Raw genomic sequence first — 24,411 nt, forward strand, 5'->3', positions numbered from 1 at the left:
GACCGCCTCAGCGGCGACGGACCCCTCGACGGGTTGCTGCAGGGTCTGTTCAGCAACCCCGTCGGCGACTGGTTCTTCATGATCTCGCTGCTGCTCATCGGCGTGGCCTTCATCGCGGGTGCAGGCCTGCGGCTGGCCGGCATCGGCGGTGCGATCCTCATGGCGATGATGTTCTTCGTCGCTCTGCCCACTGCCTCGGCCATGGTCGATGGCGAGTTGGTGCGAGGAGCGACCAACCCGATCGTCGACGCCCACTGGATCGAGGCGCTCGTGCTGCTGATCTGCGCCGCCACGCTGGCCGGTGACACCGCCGGCCTGGGCAAGTGGTGGGCCCGGCAGGGCATCGTCCGCAAGTTCCCCTGGCTGCGCTGAGCTCCCCTGCAGCTGCTCCCGTGCAGCGGCTGTAGCGCTTCATCGAGGACGGCCCGGCGGGCAGCGCGACCACGTCGCATAGCATGACGACTGGTCGGCACCCGCCCGGCCGTTCTGCCGTTCTCCCCAGCTGACAGGGGGCGTCACATCGTGACCGACCACCACCCGACCGCCGTCATCGTGCTCGCCGCCGGGGAGGGGACGCGGATGAAGTCCGCCCGGCCCAAGGTGCTCCACATGATCGGCGGGCGCTCGCTGCTGGGGCACGCGATCGCCGCCGCGCAGGGACTGAGCCCGACCCACCTGGCGGTCGTCGTGCGGCACGAGCGCGATCGCGTCGCCGACCACGTCAAGCAGGTGTGCCCGCAGGCGGTCGTCGCCGACCAGGACGAGGTCAAGGGCACCGGCCGCGCCACCGAGTGCGGGCTGGAGGCGCTGCCGGCCGACCTGAGCGGCACCGTGCTCGTCACGTACGGCGACGTGCCGCTGCTGACCACCACGGCCCTGCAGGAGCTCGTCGTCGCGCACGAGCAGACGGCGTCTGCTGTGACGGTCATGACCGCCCGCGTGCCCGACCCCACCGGCTACGGCCGGGTGCTACGCGACGAGACCGGGCAGGTCGTCGGCATCGTCGAGCAGAAGGATGCCGACGAGGCGCAGCGGGCCATCGACGAGATCAACTCCGGTATCTACGCCTTCGACGCCGCCCTGCTGCGCTCGGCGCTGGCTCAGGTCGGTACCGACAACGCCCAGGGCGAGAAGTACCTGACCGATGTCGTGGGCGTCGCCCACCGCGAGGGCCGGCGCGTCGGCGCGCACGTGCTGAGCGACCTGTGGCAGACCGAGGGCGTCAACGACCGCGTGCAGCTCGCGGCCCTGGGGGCCGAACTGAACCGCCGCGTCGTCGAGCGGCACATGCGGGCCGGCGTCACGGTCGTCGACCCGGCCACCACCTGGATCGACGTCGAGGTCGCCATCGGCGCCGACACGACGATCCTGCCCAACACGCAGTTGCTCGGCGCCACGACGATCGGTGCCAACGCGACCATCGGCCCCGACACCACGCTGACCGACATGGAGGTCGGCGACGGCGCGACGATCATCCGCACGCACGGCAGCCTGTCGGTCATCGGCGAGGGTGCCGGCGTCGGGCCGTTCGCCTATCTGCGCCCGAACAGCCGGCTCGACGCCAAGGGCAAGATCGGCACGTTCGTCGAGACCAAGAACTCCACGATCGGCGCCGGCAGCAAGGTGCCGCACCTGACGTACGTGGGCGATGCGACGATCGGCGTCGGCAGCAACATCGGCGCCGCCAGCGTGTTCGTCAACTACGACGGGGTCAACAAGGCCCGCACCACGATCGGCGACCACTGCCGCCTCGGCAGCGACAACATGTACGTCGCTCCGGTCACCGTCGGCGACGGTGCTTACAGCGGCGCCGGCACGATCATCCGCAAAGACGTGCCGCCGGGGGCGTTGGCGATCAGCGTCGCCCCGCAGCGAAATATGCTCGGGTGGGTGGTGGCCAATCGGCCGGGCACAGCGGCCGCCGAGGCTGCGCAAGCCGCCGCGACGGACGAGGGCGAGGGCGAGCCCGCATGACCAGCCTGAAGCGCACCACCGAGAAGAACCTCATGCTGCTCAGCGGGCGGGCGCACCCTGAGCTGGCCCAAGAGGTCGCCGACTGCCTCGGCATCACGCTCGTGCCGACGACCGCGTACGAGTTCGCCAACAGCGAGATCTACGTGCGGTTCGAGGAGTCGGTGCGCGGCAGCGACGCCTTCGTCATCCAGAGCCACACGGCGCCGATCAACGAGTGGATCATGGAGCACCTCATCATGGTCGACGCGCTGAAGCGGGCGTCGGCCAAGCGGATCACCGTGGTGCTGCCGTTCTACGGCTACGCGCGGCAGGACAAGAAGCACCGCGGGCGCGAGCCGATCTCCGCGCGGCTCATGGCGGACCTGTTCAAGGCGGCCGGGGCGGACCGGTTGATCTGCGTGGACCTGCACACCGCGCAGATCCAGGGCTTCTTCGACGGGCCGGTCGACCACCTGCAGGCGATGCCGATCCTCACCGACTACGTGCACGACAAGTACGGCGATCAGCCGATGACGATCGTCTCGCCGGACGCGGGGCGCATCAAGGTCGCCGAGCAGTGGAGCAAGCGGCTGGACGGGGCGCCGCTGGCGTTCATCCACAAGACCCGCGACATCAGCCGCCCGAACCAGTCGGTGGCCAACCGGCTCGTCGGCGAGGTCGAGGGCCGGCTGGCGATCCTCGTCGATGACATGATCGACTCCGGCGGCACGATCTGCCAGGCCGCCGACGCGATCATGGAGGCCGGCGCCACCGGTGTCGTCATCGCCGCGACCCACGCGATCTTCTCCGACCCGGCGACGCAGCGGCTCCGGGCGAACGTGGCGCAGGAGGTCATCGTGACCAACACCCTGCCGCTGCCGCCGGAGCACCAGTTCGACAAGCTCACCGTGCTCTCCATCGCGCCGCTGATCAGCCAGGCGATCCACGAGGTCTTCGACGACGGATCCGTCACCCGCCTCTTCGACAACGGCGAGTAGCTACCGCGCCTGTCTCCCTAGGGCCGGTCGCCCGGGTTGTTGCGCGTCGAGGGCTGCGGTCGCGGCGCCGGTGTCCGGGAGAGGCGAGGGGCCGGAGCCGGCTGGGTCACCCCGTCGACCTGCACGAACGCCTCCCTGTCGCGCAGGTGCGGGTGGGCCGCCGCCTCCGCGTAGGTCAGCACGGGGGTGACGCAGGCGTCGGTGTCGAAGAAGAGCTGCGCCCACTCGTCCCGGGTGCGGTCGGCGAAGGCGTCGGTCAGGGCTGTGCGCAGCTCACCCCACCGGTCCCGCTCCCATTGGCCGGGCAGGTCGGCGGGGTCGAGCTGCAGTCCGGCGAGCAGCGCGGCAAAGAACTTCGGCTCGATGGGGCCGACCGCCACGTAGCGGCCGTCGGCGCAGGCGTAGGTCGTGTAGAAGGGCGCGGAACCGTCGAGCAGGTTGCTGCCGCGGCCGCTGTGCCAGGCGTCTTGGGCGCGCAGCGACCACTGCATCTGGGCGAGCACGCTGGTGCCGTCGACGATCGCGGCGTCGACGACCTGCCCCCGACCCGACCGCTCCCGCTCCCATAGGGCGGCGAGGATGCCGGTGACGAGGAACATCGATCCGCCACCGAAGTCGCCGACGAGGTTCAGCGGCGGCATGGGTGGGCCGTCGCCGGGGCCCATGTTGTCGAGCACGCCGGTGACCGAGATGTAATTGATGTCGTGGCCCGCGCGGTGGGCCCACGGTCCGTCCTGCCCCCAGCCGGTCATGCGGCCGTAGACGAGCCGCGGATTGCGCTGCAGGCAGACGTCAGGCCCCAGGCCGAGTCGCTCCAGCACCCCGGGGCGAAAGCCCTCGACGAGGACGTCCGCCTCGTCGAGCAACCCCAGCACCTGCGCCACCCCGTCGGCGGATTTCAGGTCGGCGGTGACGATCCGCCGCCCGCGCAGCATCGCGTCGTCGCTCGGGCGGACTCCCGGGAACAGCTCGGGCGTCTCCTCCCGCTCGACCCGCACGACGCTTGCGCCGAGGTCGGACAGCACCATGGCGGCGTGCGGGCCGGGGCCGATGCTGGCGAGCTCGACCACGCGCAGTCCGGCCAGCGGGCCCGCTGCGGGGGAGGGTGAGGCGTGCTCGTCGAGGGGCATGCGCGCATCGTGGGTGGTGCGGGGGCGCCCCGTCAACAGGGTGCGGCCGCGCCACGTCGACAGGGGTGCGGCCGCGCCACGTCGACAGGGGTGCGGCCGCGCCACGTCGACAGGGGTGCGGCCGTGCCTCGCCCCCATGGCACGGTAGGGAGGGCGACGCCTGAGCCGTCGCCTGCAGCGATGCCGGTACCAGCCGCGTCGACGCAGCAGCGGACGAAGGAGTCACAGCACATGGGCAAGCTCGACGGCAAGGTCGCGATCGTCACCGGGTCGGGGCGGGGCATCGGGCGCGAGATCGCGCTGAAGCTCGCCGGCGACGGGGCGGCCGTCGTTGTCAACGACCTCGACGAGGCTCCGGCGGCGGAGACGGTCGCGGCCATCGAGGCGCTGGGGTCGCGGGCGGTTGCCTGCGTGGGCAGCGTGACGGACGACGGTTTCGCGGAGCGTTACGTGCAGGCGGCGGTCGACGCCTTCGGGGGGCTCGACATCGTCGTCAACAACGCGGGCTACACGTGGGACGCGGTGGTGCAGAAGATGTCGGACGAGCAGTGGGACGCGATCCTCGACGTGCATCTCAAGGCCCCGTTCCGCATCCTGCGGGCGGCGCAGCCGGTGATCTCGGCGGCGGCCAAGGCGGCGCAGGCGGCGGGGGAGCCGGTGCCGTGCCGCAAGGTCGTCAACATCTCCTCGATCGCCGGGCTGGGTGGCAACGTCGGTCAGGCGAATTACGCGGCGGCCAAGGCGGGCGTCACCGGACTGACGAAGACGCTGGCTAAAGAGTGGGGCCGGTACAACGTGACGGTCAACGCGGTCGCGTTCGGCCTCATCCTCACTCGCCTGACGACCGGCTCCGCCGGAGACAGCTCGATCGAGGTCGAGGGCCGCCACATCAAGGTCGGGATGAACCCCCAGCTCATGAGCACGATGGAGGCGATGATCCCCCTCGGTCGCGGCGGCACCCCGGCCGAGGCGGCCGGCGCCGTCTATCTGTTCTGCATCCCCGAGTCCGACTACGTCTCCGGCCAGACCCTGGTCGCCGGCGGCGGCTTCGTCATGTGAGTTCGCCGGCCAGCAGCGGGCGTAGGCGCCGGATGGCGTCGCCGATGTCGGCGGCCGAAGGGGTGGCGACGTAGCTGATCCGCAGATGCGGGCTCGGTTCGCCACTGGGGGAGTAGCTGGTGCCCGGCGTCAGCGCGACCCCGGCGCTCAAGGCGGCGGCCGCGAACTGGCCCGCCTCGAGGTGGGCGGGCAGCCGCAGCCACAGGTGGTAGCCGCCGCGCGGGCGCAGCGGCAGCGCGTGCGGTCCGAAAACCTCGCGGACCGCGTCGACGGCGACGGTGCGGCGGTGGGTGAGTGCGGCGGCCAGCGTCGCCAAGTTGCGCCGCCACGCGGGGGCCGTCACCACCTCCAGGGCCGTGAACTGCAGCGGAGCCGGCACGAACATCGTGTCGATGATGTGCGCCGCCCGCAGCCGAGCCATGACGGGACCGCGGGCGGCCAACCCGCCGACCCGCAGGTTGGGGGACGTCACCTTCGTCAGCGACCGAATGTGGATGACGACCCCGTCGGGATCGTCGGCGATGAGCGGCGGCGGCAGGGTGGGTGTGTCGGTGTGCCTCATGTGCCGGGCGTAATCGTCTTCGACGATGAAGGCCCCGTGGCTGCGGGCGATCCGCAGCAGTTCGCGCTGCCGCTGCGGGGTCGTGCAGGCGCCGGTGGGGTTCTGGAAGAGCGGCTGAGTGACGATGATCCGCGCGCGGGTGCGGGCGACGGCCTCCTCCAAGTACTCGGGCACCGGGCCGTGGGTGTCGATCGGCACCGGGATCGGGCGCAGCCCGGTGGCGTGAACTGCGGCGATCGTGCCCGGATACGTCGGTGTCTCGACGATGACCGGATCGCCCGGCTGGCCGAGCGCGCGCAGCACGGTGCCCATCGCGCCCTGCCCGGCGCCGCACACCAGCACGTCGTGCCGGCCCAGGCCCCCGCCGATGTCGGCCGCGAACCAGTCCCGCAACTCCGGCAGCCCACCCACTGGTGGGCGATCCCAGGCCGCCGGCCGGCGCGCGGCGCGGGCTAGGGCGCTGCCGAGGGAGCCGATCGGCTGGAGGTCGGGGTGCAGGTAGCCGCCGTTGAGGTCGGCGACCTCGGGGCCCGGCGAGGAGAGCGTGCCGAGCATCGCCGCCCCGCCGAACGATCGCGCTCCGTGATCGATGCCGGGTGTCGGCGCCAAGGCTGCCTCTTGCCAGGAGGTGTCCCCGACGGCCGGTGCCGGCCTGGTCGCGGTGCGGAAGGTGCCGGCCCCCGGCCGCGACTCCACGAGTCCTCGTTGGGTCAACAACGCCAGCGCCTGGGAGACAGTAGTAGCGCTCACCTCGAACCGCCGGACGAGCTCCCGATGCGTCGGTATCCGCGAACCGGCAGGCAGAGGATCGATCTCCGTCGCGAGAGTGGCGGCCAGTTCAACCGAACTGCTACTGTCATTCATGAGTAGCAATAGTAGCGCTATCGCCCCGACCTCAGTATCGCCACTGGTCGGCGGAACCGCCCTAGCGGGCCTCGGAGTGTTGAGCTTCTCGTTGAGCTTTCCCGCCACAGTTGCCGCGCTCGGCGGCTTCGGACCCTGGACCACCTCGGGTCTGCGTGGGGTGCTGGCAGCCGCGCTCGCGGCAACCGCGCTACTGGCGTTTCGGGTGCCGCTGCCCCAGCGCCGCGACTGGCCCGGCCTGGCCGTCGTCTCTCTCGGCTGCGTTCTCGGATTTCCGCTGCTCACGGCGCTCGCCCTGCAGACCTCCTCGACGGCCCATTCCGCGGTCGTCATCGGAGCCCTGCCCATGGCCACCGCGACCATCGCGGCGCTGCGCACGGGCCGGCATCCGAGTCCGGTGTTCTGGGCAGCGGCTGGGGCCGGAGGCGCCATCGTCGTCGCGTTCGCGCTCACCCAGAGCCACGGCCGGCCCACGCTCGCCGACCTCTACCTGCTGATCGCCCTCCTGGGCTGCGCCGCCGGCTACGCCGAGGGTGGTCGGCTGTCGGCCCACCTGCCGTCGTGGACCGTCATCGCCTGGGCCGTCGTGCTCGGTGCCCCGCTGAATCTGTTGATCTCGGGGGTGGCGCTCGCGCACGAGCCGGTGCACGTCACCTTCACCGCGCTGCTGGGCCTGATCTACATCGCGGCGATCTCCCAGTTCGGCGGCTTCGTCCTCTGGTACCGCGGCATGAGCCTCATCGGCGTGGCCAAGGCCAGCCAGCTGCAACTCGCGCAGCCGCTGCTCACCCTCGTCTGGGCCGTGCTGCTGCTCGGCGAGCACCTCACCCCGGCCGTGCCGCTGACCGCCCTGGCCGTGCTCGCGTGCATCGTCGTCACCCAGCGAGCCCGGGCGGCTTAGGTGCTGGCCGCGCCCCGGGATGTGGATGCCGCGGCCAACAGCAGGTCCGTGTGCCCGAAGTCATCGCCCTTGAACAGCAGTTCCTCGCCGGATTCGGCCGCGAGCGCATAAGTCAGGCAATCGCCGAAGTTCAGCTGGGCCGGGGACCCGGAGCCGCGCCCGTAGCGCCGGTAGGCGGTTCGGGCGCGGGTGGCCTGGCGAGGGGTGACGGGCGCGGTCTCGACCTCTAGTTCGGCCAGAAGCGCGTCGAGTTCCCGGCTGAGCTGCGTCGACCTCCGATCCGCGACAATCCCGGCTTCGGCGATGGTGGCGGCGCTGGCCTGACACTTGCTGGTCAGCATCGCCTCCACAAAGGCCGACCGTTCCGGCTCGTCGAAGACGACGGCCAGCAGCGCCGAACTGTCGACGATCACCGCGGGAGGCCCGTGACGTCGTCGTAGAGATCCTCCACGCGCGTGATGTCGGGTGCGTCGGGGCCGGAGGTGGTGCGGCTGACCTCGACATCGATGCGAGCCAGGCGCCGGTTGATGACGTCCAGTCGCTGCGCACGTCGGTCCTGCGCGGGGTCGACTCCGTGCTGGCTCAGCAGGAGGAGCAGCGCCTCCTCGATCGCGGAGGTCTGCGACTGGCCCGTCACCGCAGCCGCGCGCCGCGCGAGGGCGTGTACTCGCTCGTTCTTGATGTTCAGGCCCACGGTAGAAGGCTACCTGTCAAGGTTCTCTACCGTCTACCGCTCGTTCACCGCCGAGAGTGCTAGGCGGGGCGGGCAGGATGTTGCCCGGTGGGCCGAGCGGCGGAGGGTGGTGCGTGGGGGCTCCGGCCGCCAAACCTTGGGTGCTAGGCGGGGCGGGCAGGATGTTGCCCGGTGCGCCGAGCAGCGGCGGTCGTCGCGCGGGCGACGCGACGGATTTCGGCCCGGAGGCGGGGTGCGGCTAGGATCGTGAGGTTGCCTCGGCGAGGGCCGCGGCGCGACCAGTGAGTCTCCCAGGTCTGCGCTGCGCCGTGATCGACGCGGTGGCGGATCGCCGGCCTGTTGTGGCCGGGCGGGACTGCCGACCGTGCCGCGTCCCGCGTCGAGGCCGCCGCGGCATCCCGGCGACGGGAGCCCCCAGGGGGCGCCGCGAAGCCCGACACAGATCCGCTCACCAAGGAGTTCCCGCATGTCCGACCGCGCCACGCTCGTCACCCAGGAACGCACGGAGTTCGGCAAGGGCGCCGCCCGCCGCATCCGCCGCGCCGACAAGATCCCCGCCGTGCTCTACGGCCACGGCACCGACCCCGTCCACCTGACCCTGCCGGGCCACGACACGATGATGGCCACCAAGGTCGCCAACGCCGTCGTCGAGCTCGACATCGACGGCAAGAAGCAGCTCGCCCTCGTCAAGGACGTGCAGCGCGACCCGATCAAGCCGATCATCGAGCACGTCGACCTCGTCGTCATCCGCCGTGGCGAGAAGGTGCAGGTCGACATCGCCGTGCACACCACGGGCGAGGCGGCCCCCGAGACCGTCGTCACCGTCGACGCCCAGACCGTGCTGGTCAGCGCCGACGCAACCAAGATCCCCGAGAGCGTCGAGGTCTCCGTCGAGGGCATCGAGGCCGGCACGCAGATCCTGGCCGCGCAGCTCGACCTCCCGTCCGGTGTCGAGCTGCTGACCGACCCCGAGACGCTCATCGTCAACATCACCCAGGCCCAGTCGCAGGAGGCCCTGGAGTCCGAGCTCGCCGAAGCCGAGGCCGAGGTCGGCATCGAGCGCGAGGAGAGCGACGAGGAGGCCGCGCAGGCCCCGGCCGAGGCTGCTGCGGAGTCCAGCGACCAGGAGTGAGGTCGCGCCGGGTCGTCCCGGCTCCGCGTCACACGAGGGCGCGCACCCCGACCGGGTGCGGGCCCTCGGCGCGTTCGGGCCACCTACGATGGCGGTCATGGACTCCTGGCTGGTCGTGGGGCTGGGCAACCCCGGCCCGAAGTATGCGGGCAACAGGCACAACGTGGGGGCGATGGTCGTCGCCGAGCTGGCCCGCCGCGGCGGGGTAACCCTCTCCCGGCACAAGACCCGCGCGAGCGCCGGCAGCGTGCGCTTGGGCACTGCGCCCGGAGGTGCGCCGGGTCCGCCGGCGATCGTCGCGGTGCCCAGCAGCTATATGAACGAGTCGGGTGGGCCCGTCTCCGGTCTGTTGCAGTACTACTCGTGCCCCACCGACCGGCTTGTCGTCGTGCACGACGAACTCGACATCCCGTTCGGGCAGGTGCGGCTCAAGCGCGGCGGCGGTGAGGGGGGACACAACGGCCTGCGCTCCATCTCCAATTCTCTGGGCACTCGCGACTATCTGCGCGTACGGGTCGGTATCGGCCGCCCCCCGGGTCGGATGGACGCGGCCGACTTTGTTTTGCGCGATTTTTCGCCGACTGATCGCAAGGAGCTTCCGTTCCTTCTCGACGACGCCGCGGACGCCGTCGAGATGCTGGCCGATAGTGGCCTGACCAGCGCACAGCAGCGTTTTCACGCTCCCTGACATTCGTTCAGAACATTCGATGAAAACAATTCTTGGACAGTCGTTTTCATGTTCTTGGGGTTGGCGGACCCGAGCATTCATATGAGACAGTCGAACGAGTCAGTGCGTTGACGTTCGGCTTCGTCGGGCTGCTTGGGGGAGCGGTTTGGGGTTGGAGCTCGCTGGCGGCAGACACCTATCTGTCGCTTGTGGCCGCACGTTTGTCCCACCCCTGATTTGTGTCCCCGGAGGGTCCGCTTTGTCCGTCCACGAGCGTCAGCAGCACGATGTCTCGCGCCCCCGTCACCGTGCGCGTCGTCGTCCGTCCGTCGAACGTCTCGTCGTCGCCCGCGCGACCGACGAGCCCTTTGCCCCCACCCTGGCGGCCACGGCCGCCGACCGCCCGGCCGCCGGTGCCTGGGCCCGCACCTACCTGCGTCGCGTCGTGGCGCTCGACCTGTTGGTGGGCGTCATGGGCACTGCCCTGGCGACCACGGTGCGCTTCGGCGATCACCCGTCCTCCAGCTATCAGCTGCTGTTGGCCCTCATTCCGTTGGCCTGGGTGGGTGCGTTGTCGATGGCCGGCGCGTACGCCCGTCGCCACCTGGGCGTCAGCGGCGAGGAGTATCGCGCGGTGGGCCGAGCCACCGTCGGGCTGCTGGCGGTGCTCGCGGTCGCGGCCTTCCTGGCCAATGTGCAATTGGCCCGCTTGTACGTGTTGTACCTGCTGCCGGCGCTGTTCGTCGGCGGGCTGCTCGTGCGGCGCTTTCTGCGCGCCTGGCTCATGCGCAAGCGGGTACAGGGGCAGTTGATGCAGCGCACGGTCGTCATCGGCCGGGCCGACGCGGCGACCGCGCTGCTGCGCAGCATCCAGGCCGAACCGAGCCAGGGGCTGAAGCCGGTGGCGGCCTGCGTCAGCGGCCTCGATGCCCACTGGGACGCCCGCAGCACGATCGACGGCGTGCCCGTCATGGGGAGCCCGCGCGACGCCCTGGCCGCAACCGACCTGTACAACGCGGAGGTCGTGGCGGTCGCCTCGCATCCGGATCTAGCCGGTAAGTCGCTGCGTCGGCTGGCGTGGGCGCTGGAGGAGCGCGGCGTCGAGCTGATCGTCTCGCCGGGGCTACTCGACGTCGCCGGGCCGCGCCTGTCCATCCGGCCGTCGACCAATCTGTCGCTGCTGCACATCGAGCGGCCCGCTCACACGACCCGGTCGATGCTGCTCAAGGGTGCGATGGACCGCATGCTGGCCGGCCTGCTGCTGCTGGCGCTGTCGCCGCTGCTCATCACTATTGCGTTGGCGGTCAAGTTCGGGCAGCGCGGCGACCGTGGCCCGGTGTTCTTCCGCCAGCGTCGGGTCGGGGTGCGCGGCGAGCTGTTCGAGATCTACAAGTTCCGCACGATGGTCGTCGACGCCGAGACGCGGTTGGCGGCCTTGGCCAAGCTGAGCGACGGCAACGGGGTGCTGTTCAAGATGCAGGCCGACCCGCGGATCACCCGCGTGGGACGACTGCTGCGCCGGTACTCCCTGGACGAGCTTCCCAGCTCATCAACGTGCTCAAGGGCGACATGTCACTCGTCGGACCGCGGCCGCCGCTGCCGGCCGAGGTGCAGCAGTACGAGCCGGATGCGCTGCGTCGCCTGCACGTGCGGCCGGGCATGACCGGCCTGTGGCAGGTGTCGGGACGATCCGACCTGTCGTGGGAGGAGTCGCTGCGCCTCGACCTGCGCTACGTGGACAACTGGTCACCGATCGGTGACCTGCACATCTTGTTTCGGACCTTTCGGGCGGTTACGGGCGGATCGGGCGCCTACTGAGGGCCATGACCTCGGTCACATATGGGTCTTCAGCGCCTGGTAGATGCGGGGTTATCCCGGAAAGGGGTACGCACCCCTAGTGCGCATCCTGGACGAAATGTACTGTGCCCGTAGTGAGCTCAGCGGCTGGGCTGGTGCGTAACCGACTTCGATTCGCAAAGAGTTGAAGGTTGTGGCATGCTTCGCACCCCGCTAAGGTCACAAGCGTCCAGGACGCTAGTCCAGGACATTGTCATTGGGGGTCCCGGGGGCGGGGTCCTCCTGCCCGCCGGTTCTGAGGCCGGTCCTGCCAGGGAGCTCTACGTGTCCGCTACCGCGCCGCCGCAAGTCAACCCGGTAACCCGTGCGCCCGGTCGACACCGCGCGGCGCAGCGCTCCCGAGATTCGGGAGTTGTCCCTGTTCCCCTCCTGGATGAGGACAGGTCGACTGGTCGCTCAGCGGGTGTGCGCACGTGGCACTCGCGGTACCAACTCAAGCTCATCCCGACCGACCTGATCATTGCGCTCGCGGCAGGGCTGGCGGGCCTGGCGACACAGCTAGATCAAACGCTCCCCGCCTTAGCGTTTTACGCCCTTGGTGTGCCGACTGTCGGACTCGTGTGGCTGTTGGCGCTGTGGATGGCGGATGCCTACGGTCGGCGGCGCCTTGCGCAGGGCAACTACCAGTTCCGCGCGCTGGCCAGAGCTGCACTGGGGATCCTGGCCACTGTGGCGATTGTCGCCTATGTCACCAACCTGGGCTTGTCCCGGGTGTACGTGTTCACGGTGATGTCGATCCTCGTCATCGGTTCGCTCGCCGCCCGCCTCGTGCTGCAGCGGTGGCTGTTGCGCATGCGCTGCCAAGGGCGGCTCATGCAGCGCACGGTCGTCGTGGGGCGCGCGGACTCGGTCAGCGCCCTCATCCATTCGCTGAACTCCGAGCCCGCGCAGGGTCTGCTTCCTGTCGCTGTGTGCGCCACCGATCTCAGTGGCGCTCCGCTGAGCGTCGGCAAGATCGGCGGCGTGCCGGTGCTCGGGCCGCCGACCTTGGCCGTCGATGCCGTCGACCTCGCGGACGCGGAGGTCGTCGCTGTCGCCTCCCACCCCGATCTGGCCGGCCCCGCCTTGAGACGACTGACGTGGGCTCTGGAAGACCGTGGGGTCGAGCTCATCGTCGCGCCGGGTCTGCTCGACGTTGCCGGCCCCCGTCTGTCGATCCGACCCTCGCAAAACCTGTCGTTGCTTCACGTCGAGCGACCCGCCGCCACCCCCGTGCACGTGATCTCCAAATCCATCATGGATACCTGCGTCGCCGCGATCATCGTCGCCCTGCTCAGCCCGGTGCTGGTGGCGATCGCCGTGGCGGTCAAACTCGGCGATGGCGGCCCCGTGTTCTTCCGGCAGCAGCGGGTGGGGGTGCGCGGTCGCCCGTTCGCCATGCTGAAGTTCCGCACGATGGTTGTTGATGCGGAGTCGCGGCTGGCGACCTTGGCGGCCAGCAGCGACGGCAACGCGTTGATGTTCAAGATGAAGGACGATCCGCGGGTGACGGGCATCGGCAAGTACCTGCGCCGTTACTCCCTCGACGAGCTGCCGCAGATGTTCAACGTGCTGCGCGGCGAGATGTCGCTCGTGGGACCTCGGCCGCCACTGGCCCGCGAGGTCGATCAATACGAGCCGGACGCCCACCGTCGCTTGCGGGTCAAGCCGGGCATGACGGGTCTGTGGCAGGTCAGCGGCCGTTCCGACCTGTCGTGGGAGGAGTCGCTGCGCCTCGACCTGCACTACGTGGACAACTGGTCGCCCGCCGGTGACCTGCACATTCTGCTGCGCACGGTGAAGGCGGTCGTCGCGGGGTCCGGCGCCTACTGAGTTGCGGTCCTGCGCCAGACTGCCGTCATGACGCGAACGTTCCAGGGGTCGATCGCTGCCGCCCAGCGGCTTGCCCACCTGGTGCCGGGCGGCGCCCACACCTACGCCAAGGGGCCCGACCAATACCCGGCGGACTGCCCGTTGGTCATCGAGCGCGGTCGGGGCGCGCACGTCTGGGATGTCGACGGCAACGAGTACGTCGAATACGGGGCGGGCCTGCGGTCGGTCATTCTGGGGCACGCGCATCCGCGGGTCGACGAGGCGGTGAGCGCCGCGCTGAGGCAGGGTTTGAACTTCGTGCGCCCGAGCCGGCTGGAGCTGGCCGCTGCGGAAGACTTCTTGGCGGCCGTGCCAACGATGGAGATGGTGAAGTTCGCCAAGAACGGATCGGACGTCACCACCGCGGCGGCCAAGCTCGCCCGGGCGGCCACGGGCCGTGATCTCGTCGCGATCTGCCGCGACCAGCCGTTCTTCTCCACCGACGACTGGTTCATCGGCACAACGCCCATGGCCGCCGGCGTGCCGGAGTCGACGCGCGAGCTGACGGTCAGCTTTCCCTACGGTGACTTGGAGTCGCTGCGGGCGATGTTCGCCCGCTACCGCGACCGGGTCGCCGCGATCCTTCTGGAGGTCGAGGCGGGCGCCAGCACTGCGCCTCCGGGCTACTTGCAGTCGCTCATCGACCTCGCGCACGAGCACGGCACGCTGGTGATCTTCGACGAGATGATCACCGGGCTGCGCTGGGCCCTGGGTGGCGCGCACAGCCTGCACGGCGTGGTGCCCGATCTGTGCACTTTCGGTAAAGCCCTGGGCAACGGCTATTCGGTCTCGGCGCTCGCGGGCCGCCGAGAGATCATGGAGCTGGGCGGCCTCAACACCGACGCCGATCGGGTGTTCCTGCTCTCCACGACGCACGGGGGGGAGAGCACGGGTCTGGCCGCGATGCGCGCCACCCTGCAGGTGCACCGCGAGGAGGAGGTCGCGGCACGACTGATGGCGATCGGCGGACGCCTGCGCGCGGCCGTCGAGGAGGTCGTAGCGGAGGCGGGTCTGAGCGACTACGTGCAGGTGCGCGGCCGGGACTGCAACCTCGTCTACGTCACCCTTGACGGGCAGGGCCAGCCCTCGCAGCCCTTCCGCACACTGTTCATGCGACAATTCATCCACCACGGCGTCGTCGGTCCCAGCTTCGTCGTCAACACCGCCCTCACCGACGCAGACATCGAGGCGACCGCCGCCGCCGTGCGCGCCGCTCTGCCCGTCTACGCTGCGGCGCTGGAAACCGGCGACCCGACCCCGTATCTGGGTGGGGCCAGCGTCAAGCCGGTGTTCCGCGCGAAAGCCTGACCAGCCGATCAGTCGACGTCGGTGAGGGTTGGCAGCGGCACGACGAAGCGGGCGTGCAGGCCGCGGTCGCGCAGGGAGCCAACGACCTCCGGCGCGATATCCCAGGTGAGCACGGCGACCACATCAGGCGCGGCGGCCACCAGCTCCTCGGGAGAGACGATCCGGATGTGCGCGCCGGGCAGCCGCCGACCCTGCTTGCCGGGGGAGAGGTCGGCGACGAGCGGCACGAGGTCGGCGCCGATGCCGGCGACGTTGAGAAAGGTGACTGCCTTGGATCCGGCGCCGTACGCCGCGACGGAGCGGCCGGCCGCCTCCTCCTCCAGGAGGTCGCGCAGGCCGTCGGTGGCCGCTCGGGCCCGCGCAGCGAGGCTTTCGTAGCCGGTCGGCGTGGTCGCCAGCGCGGCTCGTTCCGCAGCCAGGATTCGCTCGACGTCGCCGCTGGGGTGTGCTGGTGCGTGTTCGGTGCGGCGGGCGACGACGACGAGGCAGCCGCCGAAGACGTCCTCCTCCCAGGCGTCGACGACGGTCAGCCCGTGCCGAGCGCAGGCCGCCGACCAGGAGTGCAGCGAGAAGTACAGCGGGTGCCCGTGGCGGACGGTGTCGAACTGGGCGTCGAGCAGTTGGCGCAGGGCGTGGTGAAACTCGATGACGAGCAGCCCGTCGTCGCCGAGCGCCGCGACGCGCTGAGCGAGCTCGGGCTCGAGGTCGTCGGCGTGGATGATCGACTGGTTGTCGATGACGAGCGCGGCACCGCCCTCGACCGCCACCCCGCCGTGGGCGTCCAGTGCGGCGGTCCACGAGCCGCCGTGGTGGCTGGCGAACTCTCGGTAGGTCCAACTTTTGGGCAGGTCGAGACGATCGAGCAGGCGGTCGATCACCTCTACGGCGTGCCGTTGTAGGGTCGCCGATTCGACGGCCAGCGGCTCCTCGGGCGCGGGGGAGTCGTGATCAAGCTGCAGCAGCGCGCACTCGCCGCACAGCAGCAGACCGAGCGGCCACCGCGGATCGGGGCCGGGGTCGTCGGCCGGCGGAAAGTGGTCGCACGCGGGCTGCGGGCCCAGGTCGAGGACGCTCGCCAGGTCGTCGCTGCCGCAGCCGCGGCACCGGGTCACCGGGGTCGCCGCTCCAAGGGTTGCGTCGCTCATCAGGCACCTGCGCTCAGGTCGACGGTCAGCTTCTCCACCCGAAACGCCTCGGCGTAGGGCGCCCGGCACTCCATGCCGCGCAACCGCGCCAGGGCGGAGAACGTCTCGGCGTCCCACCAGTCCTTGCCGCGCTGGCTCACGTAGTGCTCGTCGAGCACGGCCCACTTGGCGTCGATCTGCGCCCGAGTCAGGGGCACATACACGTTGGGGCGGGACGTGCCCAGGTCGCCGTCCCACTTGGGGATCTCGAAGTGCCACACGAGGTGGTCGCGAAAGGCGGTGGGGGCCAACTCGCCGAGCAGCCGGTGGTCCTGATGCGCGTCGTACCGCTGGTGCGTCAGCACGAGGTCCCAGGGCTGGCGCGCCAGGTCGGCGAGCACGTCCTTGACCTCGTCGAAGTGCGACGGGAGCCGGGTGTCGGGCAGGTCGTGCACCGTCACCTCGATGTCGGCGGGGTTGGCCAACGCGGCCAGGCAGGCGCGGGACTCGGCGGCCCGCTCCGGCACTGAGGTCAGGATCACGGCGGCGAACTGTGTGTCGGGCCGCTGCTGCGCGAGCGCGGCGACGGTGCCGCCGGCGCCGATCTCGATGTCGTCGCAGTGCGCGCCGAGCAGCAGCACGCGCAGTGGCCGATCCAGCTGCGGCAGTGGCACATTCAGCATGTCAGCGGCCCGACAGGGGTGCGACCGCAGCGAGTTCGTCGAATCCGGGGACGGGGCCGCCGACGCCGGCCGGGCACGAGGCGGAGACGCTGTCGGTGGCCCAGACCCGCCACGGCGCCTCGCCGGAGCGGGAGAGCTGTTCGAGTTGCTCACGCTCCTTGACCGTGTCGGCCGGCATCCAGAATCCGTCGTAGGGGTAGGCCAGCACCTTGCCCTGGTGGGTGAGGTCGGTGAGGGTGTCGCCGACGAGATCCTTGCCCGGCTGCAGGTGGTCGAGCAGTTCGCGACGCATGACGAAGTATCCGCCGTTCTCGCGGATGTGCATCGTCGACAGCGAGCGGATGTCGGTGACGGTGTGCGCGCCGTTAGGGTCGTCGGCGTCGTCGACGTCGACGATGTGGAACGCCGATTGGGGCGGCACGGCCAGCAACGAGGCGAGGGCGGTGGACCGCTCGAAGCGCTCGATGACCTTGTCCAGCGGCGCGTCGGTGAGCACGTCGGCGTAGTTGGCCATGAAGAACTCGTCGTCGCCGAGGTGCGCGGCGACGCGGCGCAGGCGCTCCCCGATGGGGGTCTCGATGCCGGTGTGTACGAAGGTGATCTTCCAGTCGGCAACGTCCGTGGTCAGCGGCCTGACCTGGCCGTTCTCGATGACGAAGTCGTTGGAGTGGGTTTCGTCGTATTCGGTGAAGTAGCGGGAGATGTGCCGGGCACCGTAACCCATCGCGAGGATGAACTCCTTGTGGCCGAAGTGCGCGTAGTAGCGCATCACGTGCCAGATGAGCGGCCGGTTGCCGACCATCGCCATGGGTTTGGGCAGGTCGTCGACACCGTCGCGCATCCGCATGCCGTAGCCGCCGCAGAACAGCACGACCTTCATGACTGGGCTCCTTCTCCCGACGCTCCGGGTTCGACGATCTGCAGGTGCGGAATGGCGAAGACGAGCTGGCCGCCCCAGTCGGCGACGTAGTGCAGTTGCGCGGAGATCTCGGCGCGCAGGTTCCACGGCAGCACGAGCACGTAGTCGGGGCGGGCGGCCTCGATGGCCTCGGGCGGGAGCACGGGGATGCGGCTGCCGGGCAAGAACTTGCCGTGTTTGTGGTGGTTGCGGTCGACGGTGAACTCGAGCAGGTCGGGCCGGATGCCACAGTGGTTCAGCAGGGTGTTGCCCTTGCCCGGGGCGCCGTAGCCGACGACCCGCTCGCCCTGCTCCTGGGCGTCGAGCAGGAAGCGGAGCAGGTCGCGCTTGACGACACGCACTGCCTCCTCGAAGCCGGCGTGGCCGGCGAGGCTGTGCAGCCCGGCGGCCTCCTCGCGGGCCAGCAACTCGGTGACGGCCGCGCTGGGCTCGCCGGCGGCATCGGCGTGCTGGCAGTAGATGCGCAACGAACCGCCATGCGTGCTCAGCTCGTCGACATCGACGACCGTCAGGCCGCCGAGGGCGACGGCGCGCTGGGCGGTGAGCAGCGTGTAGTACTGAAAGTGCTCGTGGTAGATCGTGTCGTACTGGCGCTCGTCGATGAGCCGCGCCAGGTGCGGAAACTCCATGGTCAGGGTGCCGGTGGGGGCGAGCAGCGCCGCGAGACCCTTGGTGAAGTCGGCCAGGTCGGGCACGTGCGCGTACACATTATTGGCGACCACGAGGTCGGCGCGCCGATGCCGGGTCGCGATGTCGGTGCCGGTGGCCTCGCCGAGAAAGACGACCTCGGTCTCGATGCCTTGCTCGCGCGCGGCGGCCGCGGTGTTGGCTGTGGGCTCCACGCCCAGGCACGGGATGCCGGCGTCGCGGAAGTGTCGCAGCAGGTAGCCGTCGTTGCTGGCGACCTCGACGACGAAGCTGCTCGGCCCCAGCTCCAACCGCTCGATCATCGCCTCGGCGTATCGCCGCGCGTGCTCGATCCACGAGGTGGAGAAGGAGGAGAAGTACGCGTACTCGTCGGTGAAGATCTCCTCGGCGGGGATCACCTCGGGCAGTTGCACGAGCAGGCACTCGTCGCAGATCCGCACGTGCAGCGGATAGGCGCTCTCCCCGCGCTCGCTCTCCTCGCGGGTGAGGATCGCCTCGCAGGGAGGCGATGCCCCCAGATCGACGAAGGTCGTGGTCAGCGGGGCGCCGCAGATGCGGCAGGGGAGCGAGGCTGAAGACTCAGGCATGGTTGGGCTATTCAACCGTCCTGGCGGCCAGGCCCGCCACATAGGTGCGGAGTCGGTCCTCCTCGCTCGCCGGGGTGAACCCGGTGGCGACGATCTTGTTCAGTTGTAGGGCGCTGTGCGTCGGACGTGGTGCCATGTTCTTGCCCTCGCCGTAGACAGCGGTACTCACCGGCGACACGTCGGCGCGGTCGCGGCCGCGCAGCTCGAAGACGTCGGCGGCGATGTCGGCCCAGGAGCGGGCCGGGCCGGTGTTCGTCAGGTTGTAGGTGCCGTAGGCGGGGCGGGTAGCCAGCAGGTGCGCGATGCCTTCGGCGAGGTCGGCGGTGAAGGTGAGGCGGCCGAATTGGTCGTCGACAACCGTCGGGCTGATGCCCTTGTCGGCCAGCATCGCCATCGTCGCCACGAAGTTCTTGCCCTCGCCCACGACCCACGTCGTGCGCACGATGTAGTGGCGCTCGTAGCTGGCGACGATCGCGTCACCGGCCGCTTTGGTCTGCCCGTAGACGCCCAGCGGGGAGAAAGGCTCGTCCTCGTCGTGCTCGGTGGCGACGCCGTCGAAGACGTAGTCGGAGGAGACGTGCACGATCGGGATGCCGTGCTCGCGGGCCCGCGCGACGATGGCGGCGACGCCGGTGACGTTCGCGGCCCAGGCCTCTCGGCGACCCTCGGCGCTTTCCGCGGCGTCGACCGCTGTGTAGGCGGCGGCGTTGACGATCGCCTGCACCTGCGACAGGTCCAGCGCCGCGACCGAGGCCGGGTCGGTGAGGTCGCATTCCGCCCGGGTGAGGGCGCGAACGTCCGGCAGGGTCGTCGCCAGAGCCTGTCCGAGCTGACCGCCGGCGCCGATCATAAGCGTCACCGGTTGCGGCACCAGACGCGACTCGATGAGCAGCGGATGGCTCTTGTCGGCCTCCGAGAGAATGGCGTCGGCCAACGGCACCGGCCAGTCGATGCCGAGGCTCTCGTCGTGCAAGCCCACGAACGTGTACTGGTCTCGGGCCGCCGGACTCCAGTGGTCGTTGACCAGGTAGCTGTAGGCGGTCGCCGGCTCGAGGGTCTGGTAGGCGTTGCCGACGCCCCGGGGCACGAACACCGCTCGGCCAGGGGTGATCTCGCTCGTGACGACCCGCCCGTGGCTCTCGCCCTCGCGCAGGTCGACCCAGGCACCGAAGACCCGGCCGGTGGCTACCGAGACGAATTTGTCCCAGGGCTCGGCGTGGATGCCGCGGGTGACGCCTACCTCGTCGTTGAACGACACGTTCTGCTGCACCGGCCAGAAGTCCGGCAGCCCGAGCGCGGTCATCTTGGCCCGCTGCCAGTTCTCCTTGAACCACCCCCGGTTGTCACCGTGGACGGGCAGGTCGACCAGCAGCAGGCCGGGGATGTCGGTGGTGTGCACGGCGAGATCGGTCACGCCAGAGTCTCTCTCGATCGGGGCAGGGTTTCTGCGCGAAGGCTACTGGCCGGTGGCGGCGTACCTGGCCTCGGTCGCGGCCTTCTGCGGCCGCCACCAGTCCTCGTGCGACCGATACCACTCGATGGTGTCGGCGAGGCCGGAGGGGAAGTCGGAGAATTGCGGCCGCCAGCCGAGCTCATCGCGCAGCCGGCTGGCGTCGATCGCGTACCGCAGGTCGTGGCCCGCGCGGTCGGTCACGTGGTCGTAGGCGTCGGCGGGCTGCCCCATGAGCTGCAAGATCAACTCGACGACGCTCTTGTTGTCCTTCTCGCCGTCGGCTCCGATGAGGTAGGTCTCGCCGATCTCACCCGCCTCGATGATGCGCAGCACCGCGGAAGAGTGGTCGTCGGCGTGGATCCAGTCGCGCACATTCAGTCCCGCCCCGTACAACCGCGGCCGCACCCCGTCGATGACATTGGTGATCTGGCGCGGGATGAACTTCTCGACGTGCTGGTAGGGCCCGTAGTTGTTGGAGCAATTGCTGATCGTCGCGCGCACCCCGAACGAGCGGACCCACGCCCGCACGAGCAGATCGGAGCCGGCCTTAGTGCTCGAGTACGGGCTCGAGGGGTTGTAGGGGGTGCTGGGCGTGAACTTGTCCGGATCGTCGAGTTCGAGGTCGCCGTAGACCTCGTCGGTCGAGATGTGGTGGAACCGCACGTCGTGTCGACGGGCGGCCTCCAGCAGGGCGTAGGTGCCGACGATATTGGTCTGCACGAACGGCCACGGCTCCCGCAGCGAGTTGTCGTTGTGCGACTCGGCGGCGAAATGGACGACGACGTCATGGGAGCCGACGAGCTCATCGACGACCTCCGGGTCGGCGATATCGCCGACGACCAGGCGGCACCGTTGCTCCGGCAGATCCTCCAGCGTGCGGCGGTCGCCGGCATAGGTTAGTTTGTCGAGCACGGTCACGGTGTGCTCAGTGTGTGCCAACGTGTGCCGGACGAAATTGGAGCCGATGAAGCCGGCTCCGCCGGTGACAAGATAGCTGGCCATGCCTTACATCTTAGGCGTGCGCCAAAGGTATCTCTGGCGTGCGTCGATATGGAGTCATGCGCGGAATCATCCTGGCCGGGGGTACGGGCACCCGTCTGCACCCCATCACGCAGGGCATCAGTAAGCAGCTCGTGCCGGTCTACGACAAGCCGATGATCTACTACCCGCTGTCGACGCTCGTGTTGGCGGGCATCCAGGACGTGTTGGTCATCACCACCCCGCACGAGGCGTCAGGTTTCGAGCGACTGCTCGGCGACGGATCCAAATTCGGGCTCGCGATCACGTACGCGCAGCAGCCGTCGCCCGACGGACTGGCCCAGGCATTCACCATCGGCGCCGACTTCATCGGCGGCGAAGAGGTCGCCCTCGTGCTCGGCGACAACATCTTCTACGGCCATGGCCTGGGCACCCAGCTGCAGTTGGTGCGGGGCCTGAACGGCGGGGTCGTCTTCGCGTACTGGGTCGCCGACGCCACCGCCTACGGCGTCGTCGAATTCGACGAGGCCGGCGTGGCCCGCTCCATCGAGGAGAAGCCCGCGGCGCCGAAATCCAACTACGCGGTGCCAGGGCTCTACTTCTACGACAACGACGTCGTGCAGATCGCCCGCGACCTGGCGCCTTCGGCTCGCGGGGAGTACGAGATCACCGACGTCAACCGCCACTACCTGGCCCAGGGTCGACTCAAGGTCAGCGTGCTCGAACGCGGCACCGCGTGGCTCGACACCGGCACCTTCGACTCCCTGCACGACGCCGGCGACTTCGTCCGCACCATTCAGGCCCGCCAGGGGCTGAAGATCGGCTGCCCGGAGGAGGCCGCCTGGCGCATGGGCTTCCTCGACGACGCAGGCCTGTCCCAACGGGCCGACGCGTTGGCCAAGTCCGGCTACGGCACCTACCTGCACGGCCTGCTGGCCCACGGCCGGGGTCGTTGACCACTGCCGTCCGTACGTACGTCCAGATCCTGGCCGTTGTGCTGACTGTCGACGGTTGCTGTCGCGACCGCAGCGCTCGGCAGGGACGGCAACCGCCGCGCCGGCGGTCAGGCCTGCTGGAACTCCGGGACTGGCGCCGCTGACTCGGCCTGCGTCGAGGCGAGGACGCCCAGGCTGGCGGCGAAGGTGAAGAGCATGGACTCGGCCTCGCTGCAGGTGCCGGCGCGGCGGCAGTGGGCCGCGCGCTCGAGCACCGCGGGCACGTCGACGAGGTCGCCCGGGGCCCGCGCCATGAGAGCCGTCAGGGCGTCGAAGGCGCTCGGGTCGCGCAGTACGAACCGGACGTCGACCCGGAAGGCTGCCTTGGCGAAGTCGAGTTGCGCCAACGCCGGATTGTCCTGCGCGAGTCGGGCGAGCAGGCGGCGGACCGGCTGCTTACCGTTACCCGGCGCGACGAAGTCGGCGGGGGAGTGACTCAGGGCCAGTTCGGCGACGCCCGCAGACAGATACGGCGGGCGCAACTCCACCGACTCCTCCATCCACGCGTGATCGCCTTGCACCGTCAGCAGGTAGGCGCCGAGCAGGTCGCGCAGGTCGTCGTCGCGGCGATCCAGGAGCGTGGCCTCGATCGTCGGCACGTCAGGAGTGTGCGCGTCGGCGTCTGCAGCCGAGTCGGGGATCCGCTCGCAGTCGGGTGTCGTCGCGGACTGGGCGGCGGATACGGTCAGGCTCGGCGCGAGCAGACCAGCGACAGGGCGCAGCAGGTCGCCGCGGCCCGTGGGAGTGCCGGAGGCGAGACGCACGAGCGACCTCCAGTAGCCGCGCGCCCAGCGGGGGCCGCGCTCGGCGTCGAACTCCGGCTCACCGAAGGCGGCCCAGTCCAACTCCGTGACCGGGCCGAACAGTCCGGCGCGCGCCGCGAGGATCCGGTAGGAGTCGTAGCCCGCGAACAGCTCGTCGGCGCCCTCGCCTGACAGCACCGCTCGGATCCCCTCGTGCCGCGCGCGGCGCGCCAGGGCCGTCATACCGACCGGGCCGAGGCGCACCAGCGGCACCCGGCGGGTGGCGACGTAGTCGCGCAACACCGACACGGTCTCCGCGGGGGTCACGGTGTGCTGGATGAGGTCGAGGCCGGCGGCAGCCGCGACCTGACGTTGCCGCGCACCGACCACCTCGTCGCCCTCGAGCACCAGGCCGATGCCCCGGTCCGCGCCGAGGCGAGCGGCGATCGTCGCGATGATCGTCGAGTCGATCCCGCCGCTGATCAGGCACGACACCGGGGTCGTCGAGCGCATCCGCGCCCGAATCGACTCAGTCAGCGCGGCCTGTAGTTGCTCCGCGAGCCCCTCGTCCGACTCGGATTCGGCTCCGGCTCGGGCCGCGGCCTGGCCAGCAGTCGCCGGTCGGGTCGCGAAGGCCTGGGCGGCCCACGAGTGCTGCTCGAACGAGCCGTCGGGTTTGGCGACGATCACCTCGCCCGGCGGCACCTGGGAGACGCCCTCGACGGCGGTCTGCCCATCCGTCGGCGCCCAGGTCGTCAACACCCCCCGCAGGCCCGCCGTCGATAGGGGCCAGTCGCCCCCGGCAAGCGCCAACAGGGACTGAAGGTTCGACGCCAAGGCCACCCCACCGGCCACCGGCGCCACGTACAGCGGGGCGATGCCGAAGCGGTCCCGCGCGGCGACGAAGGGCTCGCCGGCCGCGGTCCGCAGAACAGCGGCGAACTGCCCGTCGACAGCTGCGAAGAACGCATCTCCCTCGGCCCGCAGGCCCGCGACCAGCGCCTCGATCTCCGAGGCGCCGGGCAGGCCGAGTCGTTCTTGCAGCGCCGGCAGGTTGAACAGCTCACCGTTGAAGACGCCGAACCCCCCGGCGTCGTCGGTGTACGGCTGATGCGCCGCGCCCTCCTGCCAGTGGATCAGACGGGAGGAGGCGACGATCGCCTGTTGGCTGTGCCACCACGCGGACTCATCGGGCCCGCGCCGGCGCAGCGCCTCCTGCACGACGGCCACGCGCTGCTCCCAGTCGGGGGCACCGCGGGCCGCTTGCACCGCGTCGGGTCCCACGACGACGGCGAAGCCACACAC

Annotated in this window: 20 protein-coding genes and 2 pseudogenes; 11 read left to right on the forward strand and 11 right to left on the reverse strand. The window is 70.1% G+C overall.

All coding sequences use genetic code 11. From position 1 onward, the window contains the following. From KILIM_RS00005 to KILIM_RS00015, 3 genes and pseudogenes are all read left to right on the forward strand, one after another. Nucleotides 1–372: pseudogene (locus KILIM_RS00005) on the forward strand (DoxX family protein); the annotation flags it as partial. Between the two features lie 150 nt (nt 373–522). Beyond that, nucleotides 523–1,974: a bifunctional UDP-N-acetylglucosamine diphosphorylase/glucosamine-1-phosphate N-acetyltransferase GlmU gene (gene glmU / locus KILIM_RS00010; protein WP_006590533.1), complete on the forward strand. Its 1,452-nt coding sequence runs from the start codon at nt 523–525 to the stop codon at nt 1,972–1,974. After that, nucleotides 1,971–2,951, forward strand: a complete 981-nt coding sequence (locus tag KILIM_RS00015) for a ribose-phosphate diphosphokinase (RefSeq protein WP_006590534.1) — start codon at nt 1,971–1,973, stop codon at nt 2,949–2,951. The genes glmU and KILIM_RS00015 overlap by 4 nt, the downstream gene beginning before the upstream one ends. Nucleotides 2,952–2,968: 17 nt before the next feature. On the opposite strand, the gene KILIM_RS00020 is transcribed toward KILIM_RS00015, so the two are convergent. Continuing rightward, nucleotides 2,969–4,081 (reverse strand): CaiB/BaiF CoA transferase family protein, encoded by a 1,113-nt coding sequence (locus tag KILIM_RS00020; protein ID WP_006590535.1) that lies wholly within the window; start codon nt 4,079–4,081, stop codon nt 2,969–2,971. Between the two features lie 231 nt (nt 4,082–4,312). On the opposite strand from KILIM_RS00020, the gene KILIM_RS00025 reads away from it, so the two are divergent. Then, on the forward strand, nt 4,313–5,140 hold the full coding sequence (locus KILIM_RS00025; protein WP_006590536.1) for an SDR family NAD(P)-dependent oxidoreductase: 828 nt from the start codon (nt 4,313–4,315) through the stop codon (nt 5,138–5,140). On the opposite strand, the gene KILIM_RS00030 is transcribed toward KILIM_RS00025, so the two are convergent. Beyond that, the gene (locus KILIM_RS00030) at nt 5,133–6,566 is read right to left on the reverse strand and encodes an aminotransferase-like domain-containing protein (protein WP_040561724.1); all 1,434 of its coding nucleotides are present in this window, start codon (nt 6,564–6,566) and stop codon (nt 5,133–5,135) included. The two genes, KILIM_RS00025 and KILIM_RS00030, sit on opposite strands and share 8 nt — an antisense overlap. On the opposite strand from KILIM_RS00030, the gene KILIM_RS00035 reads away from it, so the two are divergent. Next, nucleotides 6,565–7,467, forward strand: coding sequence for a DMT family transporter (locus tag KILIM_RS00035; protein WP_083875786.1), 903 nt, complete (start codon nt 6,565–6,567; stop codon nt 7,465–7,467). The genes KILIM_RS00030 and KILIM_RS00035 overlap by 2 nt on opposite strands. Here the strand turns inward: KILIM_RS00035 and KILIM_RS00040 are convergent. Next, nucleotides 7,464–7,880, reverse strand: a complete 417-nt coding sequence (locus tag KILIM_RS00040; protein ID WP_006590539.1) for a type II toxin-antitoxin system VapC family toxin — start codon at nt 7,878–7,880, stop codon at nt 7,464–7,466. The genes KILIM_RS00035 and KILIM_RS00040 overlap by 4 nt on opposite strands. Continuing rightward, nucleotides 7,877–8,161, reverse strand: a complete 285-nt coding sequence (locus KILIM_RS00045; protein WP_006590540.1) for a type II toxin-antitoxin system VapB family antitoxin — start codon at nt 8,159–8,161, stop codon at nt 7,877–7,879. The genes KILIM_RS00040 and KILIM_RS00045 overlap by 4 nt, the downstream gene beginning before the upstream one ends. Nucleotides 8,162–8,627: 466 nt before the next feature. Between KILIM_RS00045 and KILIM_RS00050 the strand changes: the two genes are divergently transcribed. The 5 genes and pseudogenes from KILIM_RS00050 (at nt 8,628) to KILIM_RS00070 (ending at nt 14,976) form a co-directional block, all read left to right on the forward strand. Further along, complete coding sequence (locus tag KILIM_RS00050) at nt 8,628–9,293, forward strand: 50S ribosomal protein L25/general stress protein Ctc (RefSeq protein ID WP_006590542.1); 666 nt, start codon at nt 8,628–8,630, stop codon at nt 9,291–9,293. Between the two features lie 97 nt (nt 9,294–9,390). Beyond that, nucleotides 9,391–9,981 (forward strand): aminoacyl-tRNA hydrolase, encoded by a 591-nt coding sequence (gene pth / locus KILIM_RS00055; RefSeq protein ID WP_006590543.1) that lies wholly within the window; start codon nt 9,391–9,393, stop codon nt 9,979–9,981. Nucleotides 9,982–10,537: 556 nt separating this feature from the next. Beyond that, nucleotides 10,538–11,778, forward strand: a pseudogene (locus KILIM_RS00060) (sugar transferase). 444 nt (nt 11,779–12,222) lie between these two features. Then, nucleotides 12,223–13,629, forward strand: a complete 1,407-nt coding sequence (locus tag KILIM_RS00065) for a sugar transferase (RefSeq protein ID WP_006590546.1) — start codon at nt 12,223–12,225, stop codon at nt 13,627–13,629. A 27-nt stretch (nt 13,630–13,656) separates the two neighbouring features. Further along, a complete protein-coding gene (locus KILIM_RS00070) occupies nt 13,657–14,976 on the forward strand; it encodes a glutamate-1-semialdehyde 2,1-aminomutase (protein WP_006590547.1) in 1,320 nt (439 codons plus the stop codon). An 8-nt stretch (nt 14,977–14,984) separates the two neighbouring features. Here KILIM_RS00070 and KILIM_RS00075 read toward each other — a convergent pair whose 3' ends face one another. Genes KILIM_RS00075 through rfbB form a run of 6 tightly spaced genes read right to left on the reverse strand, consistent with a single transcriptional unit; the run spans nt 14,985 to nt 21,392 of the window. Then, a complete protein-coding gene (locus KILIM_RS00075; RefSeq protein WP_006590548.1) occupies nt 14,985–16,121 on the reverse strand; it encodes a class I SAM-dependent methyltransferase in 1,137 nt (378 codons plus the stop codon). Then, nucleotides 16,121–16,783, reverse strand: a complete 663-nt coding sequence (locus KILIM_RS00080; protein ID WP_006590549.1) for a PIG-L deacetylase family protein — start codon at nt 16,781–16,783, stop codon at nt 16,121–16,123. Before KILIM_RS00080 ends, KILIM_RS00075 begins: the two co-directional genes overlap by 1 nt. 1 nt (nt 16,784) lies before the next feature. After that, nucleotides 16,785–17,663 carry a glycosyltransferase family protein gene (locus KILIM_RS00085; protein WP_006590550.1) on the reverse strand — a complete coding sequence of 293 codons (879 nt, stop codon included), beginning with the start codon at nt 17,661–17,663 and terminating at the stop codon, nt 16,785–16,787. Further along, a complete protein-coding gene (locus KILIM_RS00090; protein WP_006590551.1) occupies nt 17,660–18,937 on the reverse strand; it encodes a class I SAM-dependent methyltransferase in 1,278 nt (425 codons plus the stop codon). The genes KILIM_RS00085 and KILIM_RS00090 overlap by 4 nt, the downstream gene beginning before the upstream one ends. 7 nt (nt 18,938–18,944) lie before the next feature. After that, nucleotides 18,945–20,351, reverse strand: a complete 1,407-nt coding sequence (locus tag KILIM_RS00095) for a sugar nucleotide-binding protein (protein ID WP_006590552.1) — start codon at nt 20,349–20,351, stop codon at nt 18,945–18,947. A 42-nt stretch (nt 20,352–20,393) separates the two neighbouring features. Next, nucleotides 20,394–21,392 carry a dTDP-glucose 4,6-dehydratase gene (gene rfbB / locus KILIM_RS00100; RefSeq protein WP_006590553.1) on the reverse strand — a complete coding sequence of 333 codons (999 nt, stop codon included), beginning with the start codon at nt 21,390–21,392 and terminating at the stop codon, nt 20,394–20,396. Nucleotides 21,393–21,448: 56 nt separating this feature from the next. Between rfbB and rfbA the strand changes: the two genes are divergently transcribed. Further along, the gene (gene rfbA, locus KILIM_RS00105; RefSeq protein ID WP_006590554.1) at nt 21,449–22,324 is read left to right on the forward strand and encodes a glucose-1-phosphate thymidylyltransferase RfbA; all 876 of its coding nucleotides are present in this window, start codon (nt 21,449–21,451) and stop codon (nt 22,322–22,324) included. Nucleotides 22,325–22,431: 107 nt separating this feature from the next. On the opposite strand, the gene KILIM_RS00110 is transcribed toward rfbA, so the two are convergent. Further along, the gene (locus tag KILIM_RS00110; protein ID WP_006590555.1) at nt 22,432–24,411 is read right to left on the reverse strand and encodes an asparagine synthetase B family protein; all 1,980 of its coding nucleotides are present in this window, start codon (nt 24,409–24,411) and stop codon (nt 22,432–22,434) included.

This window comes from Kineosphaera limosa NBRC 100340 (genome assembly GCF_000298215.1).
Lineage (GTDB): Bacteria > Actinomycetota > Actinomycetes > Actinomycetales > Dermatophilaceae > Kineosphaera > Kineosphaera limosa.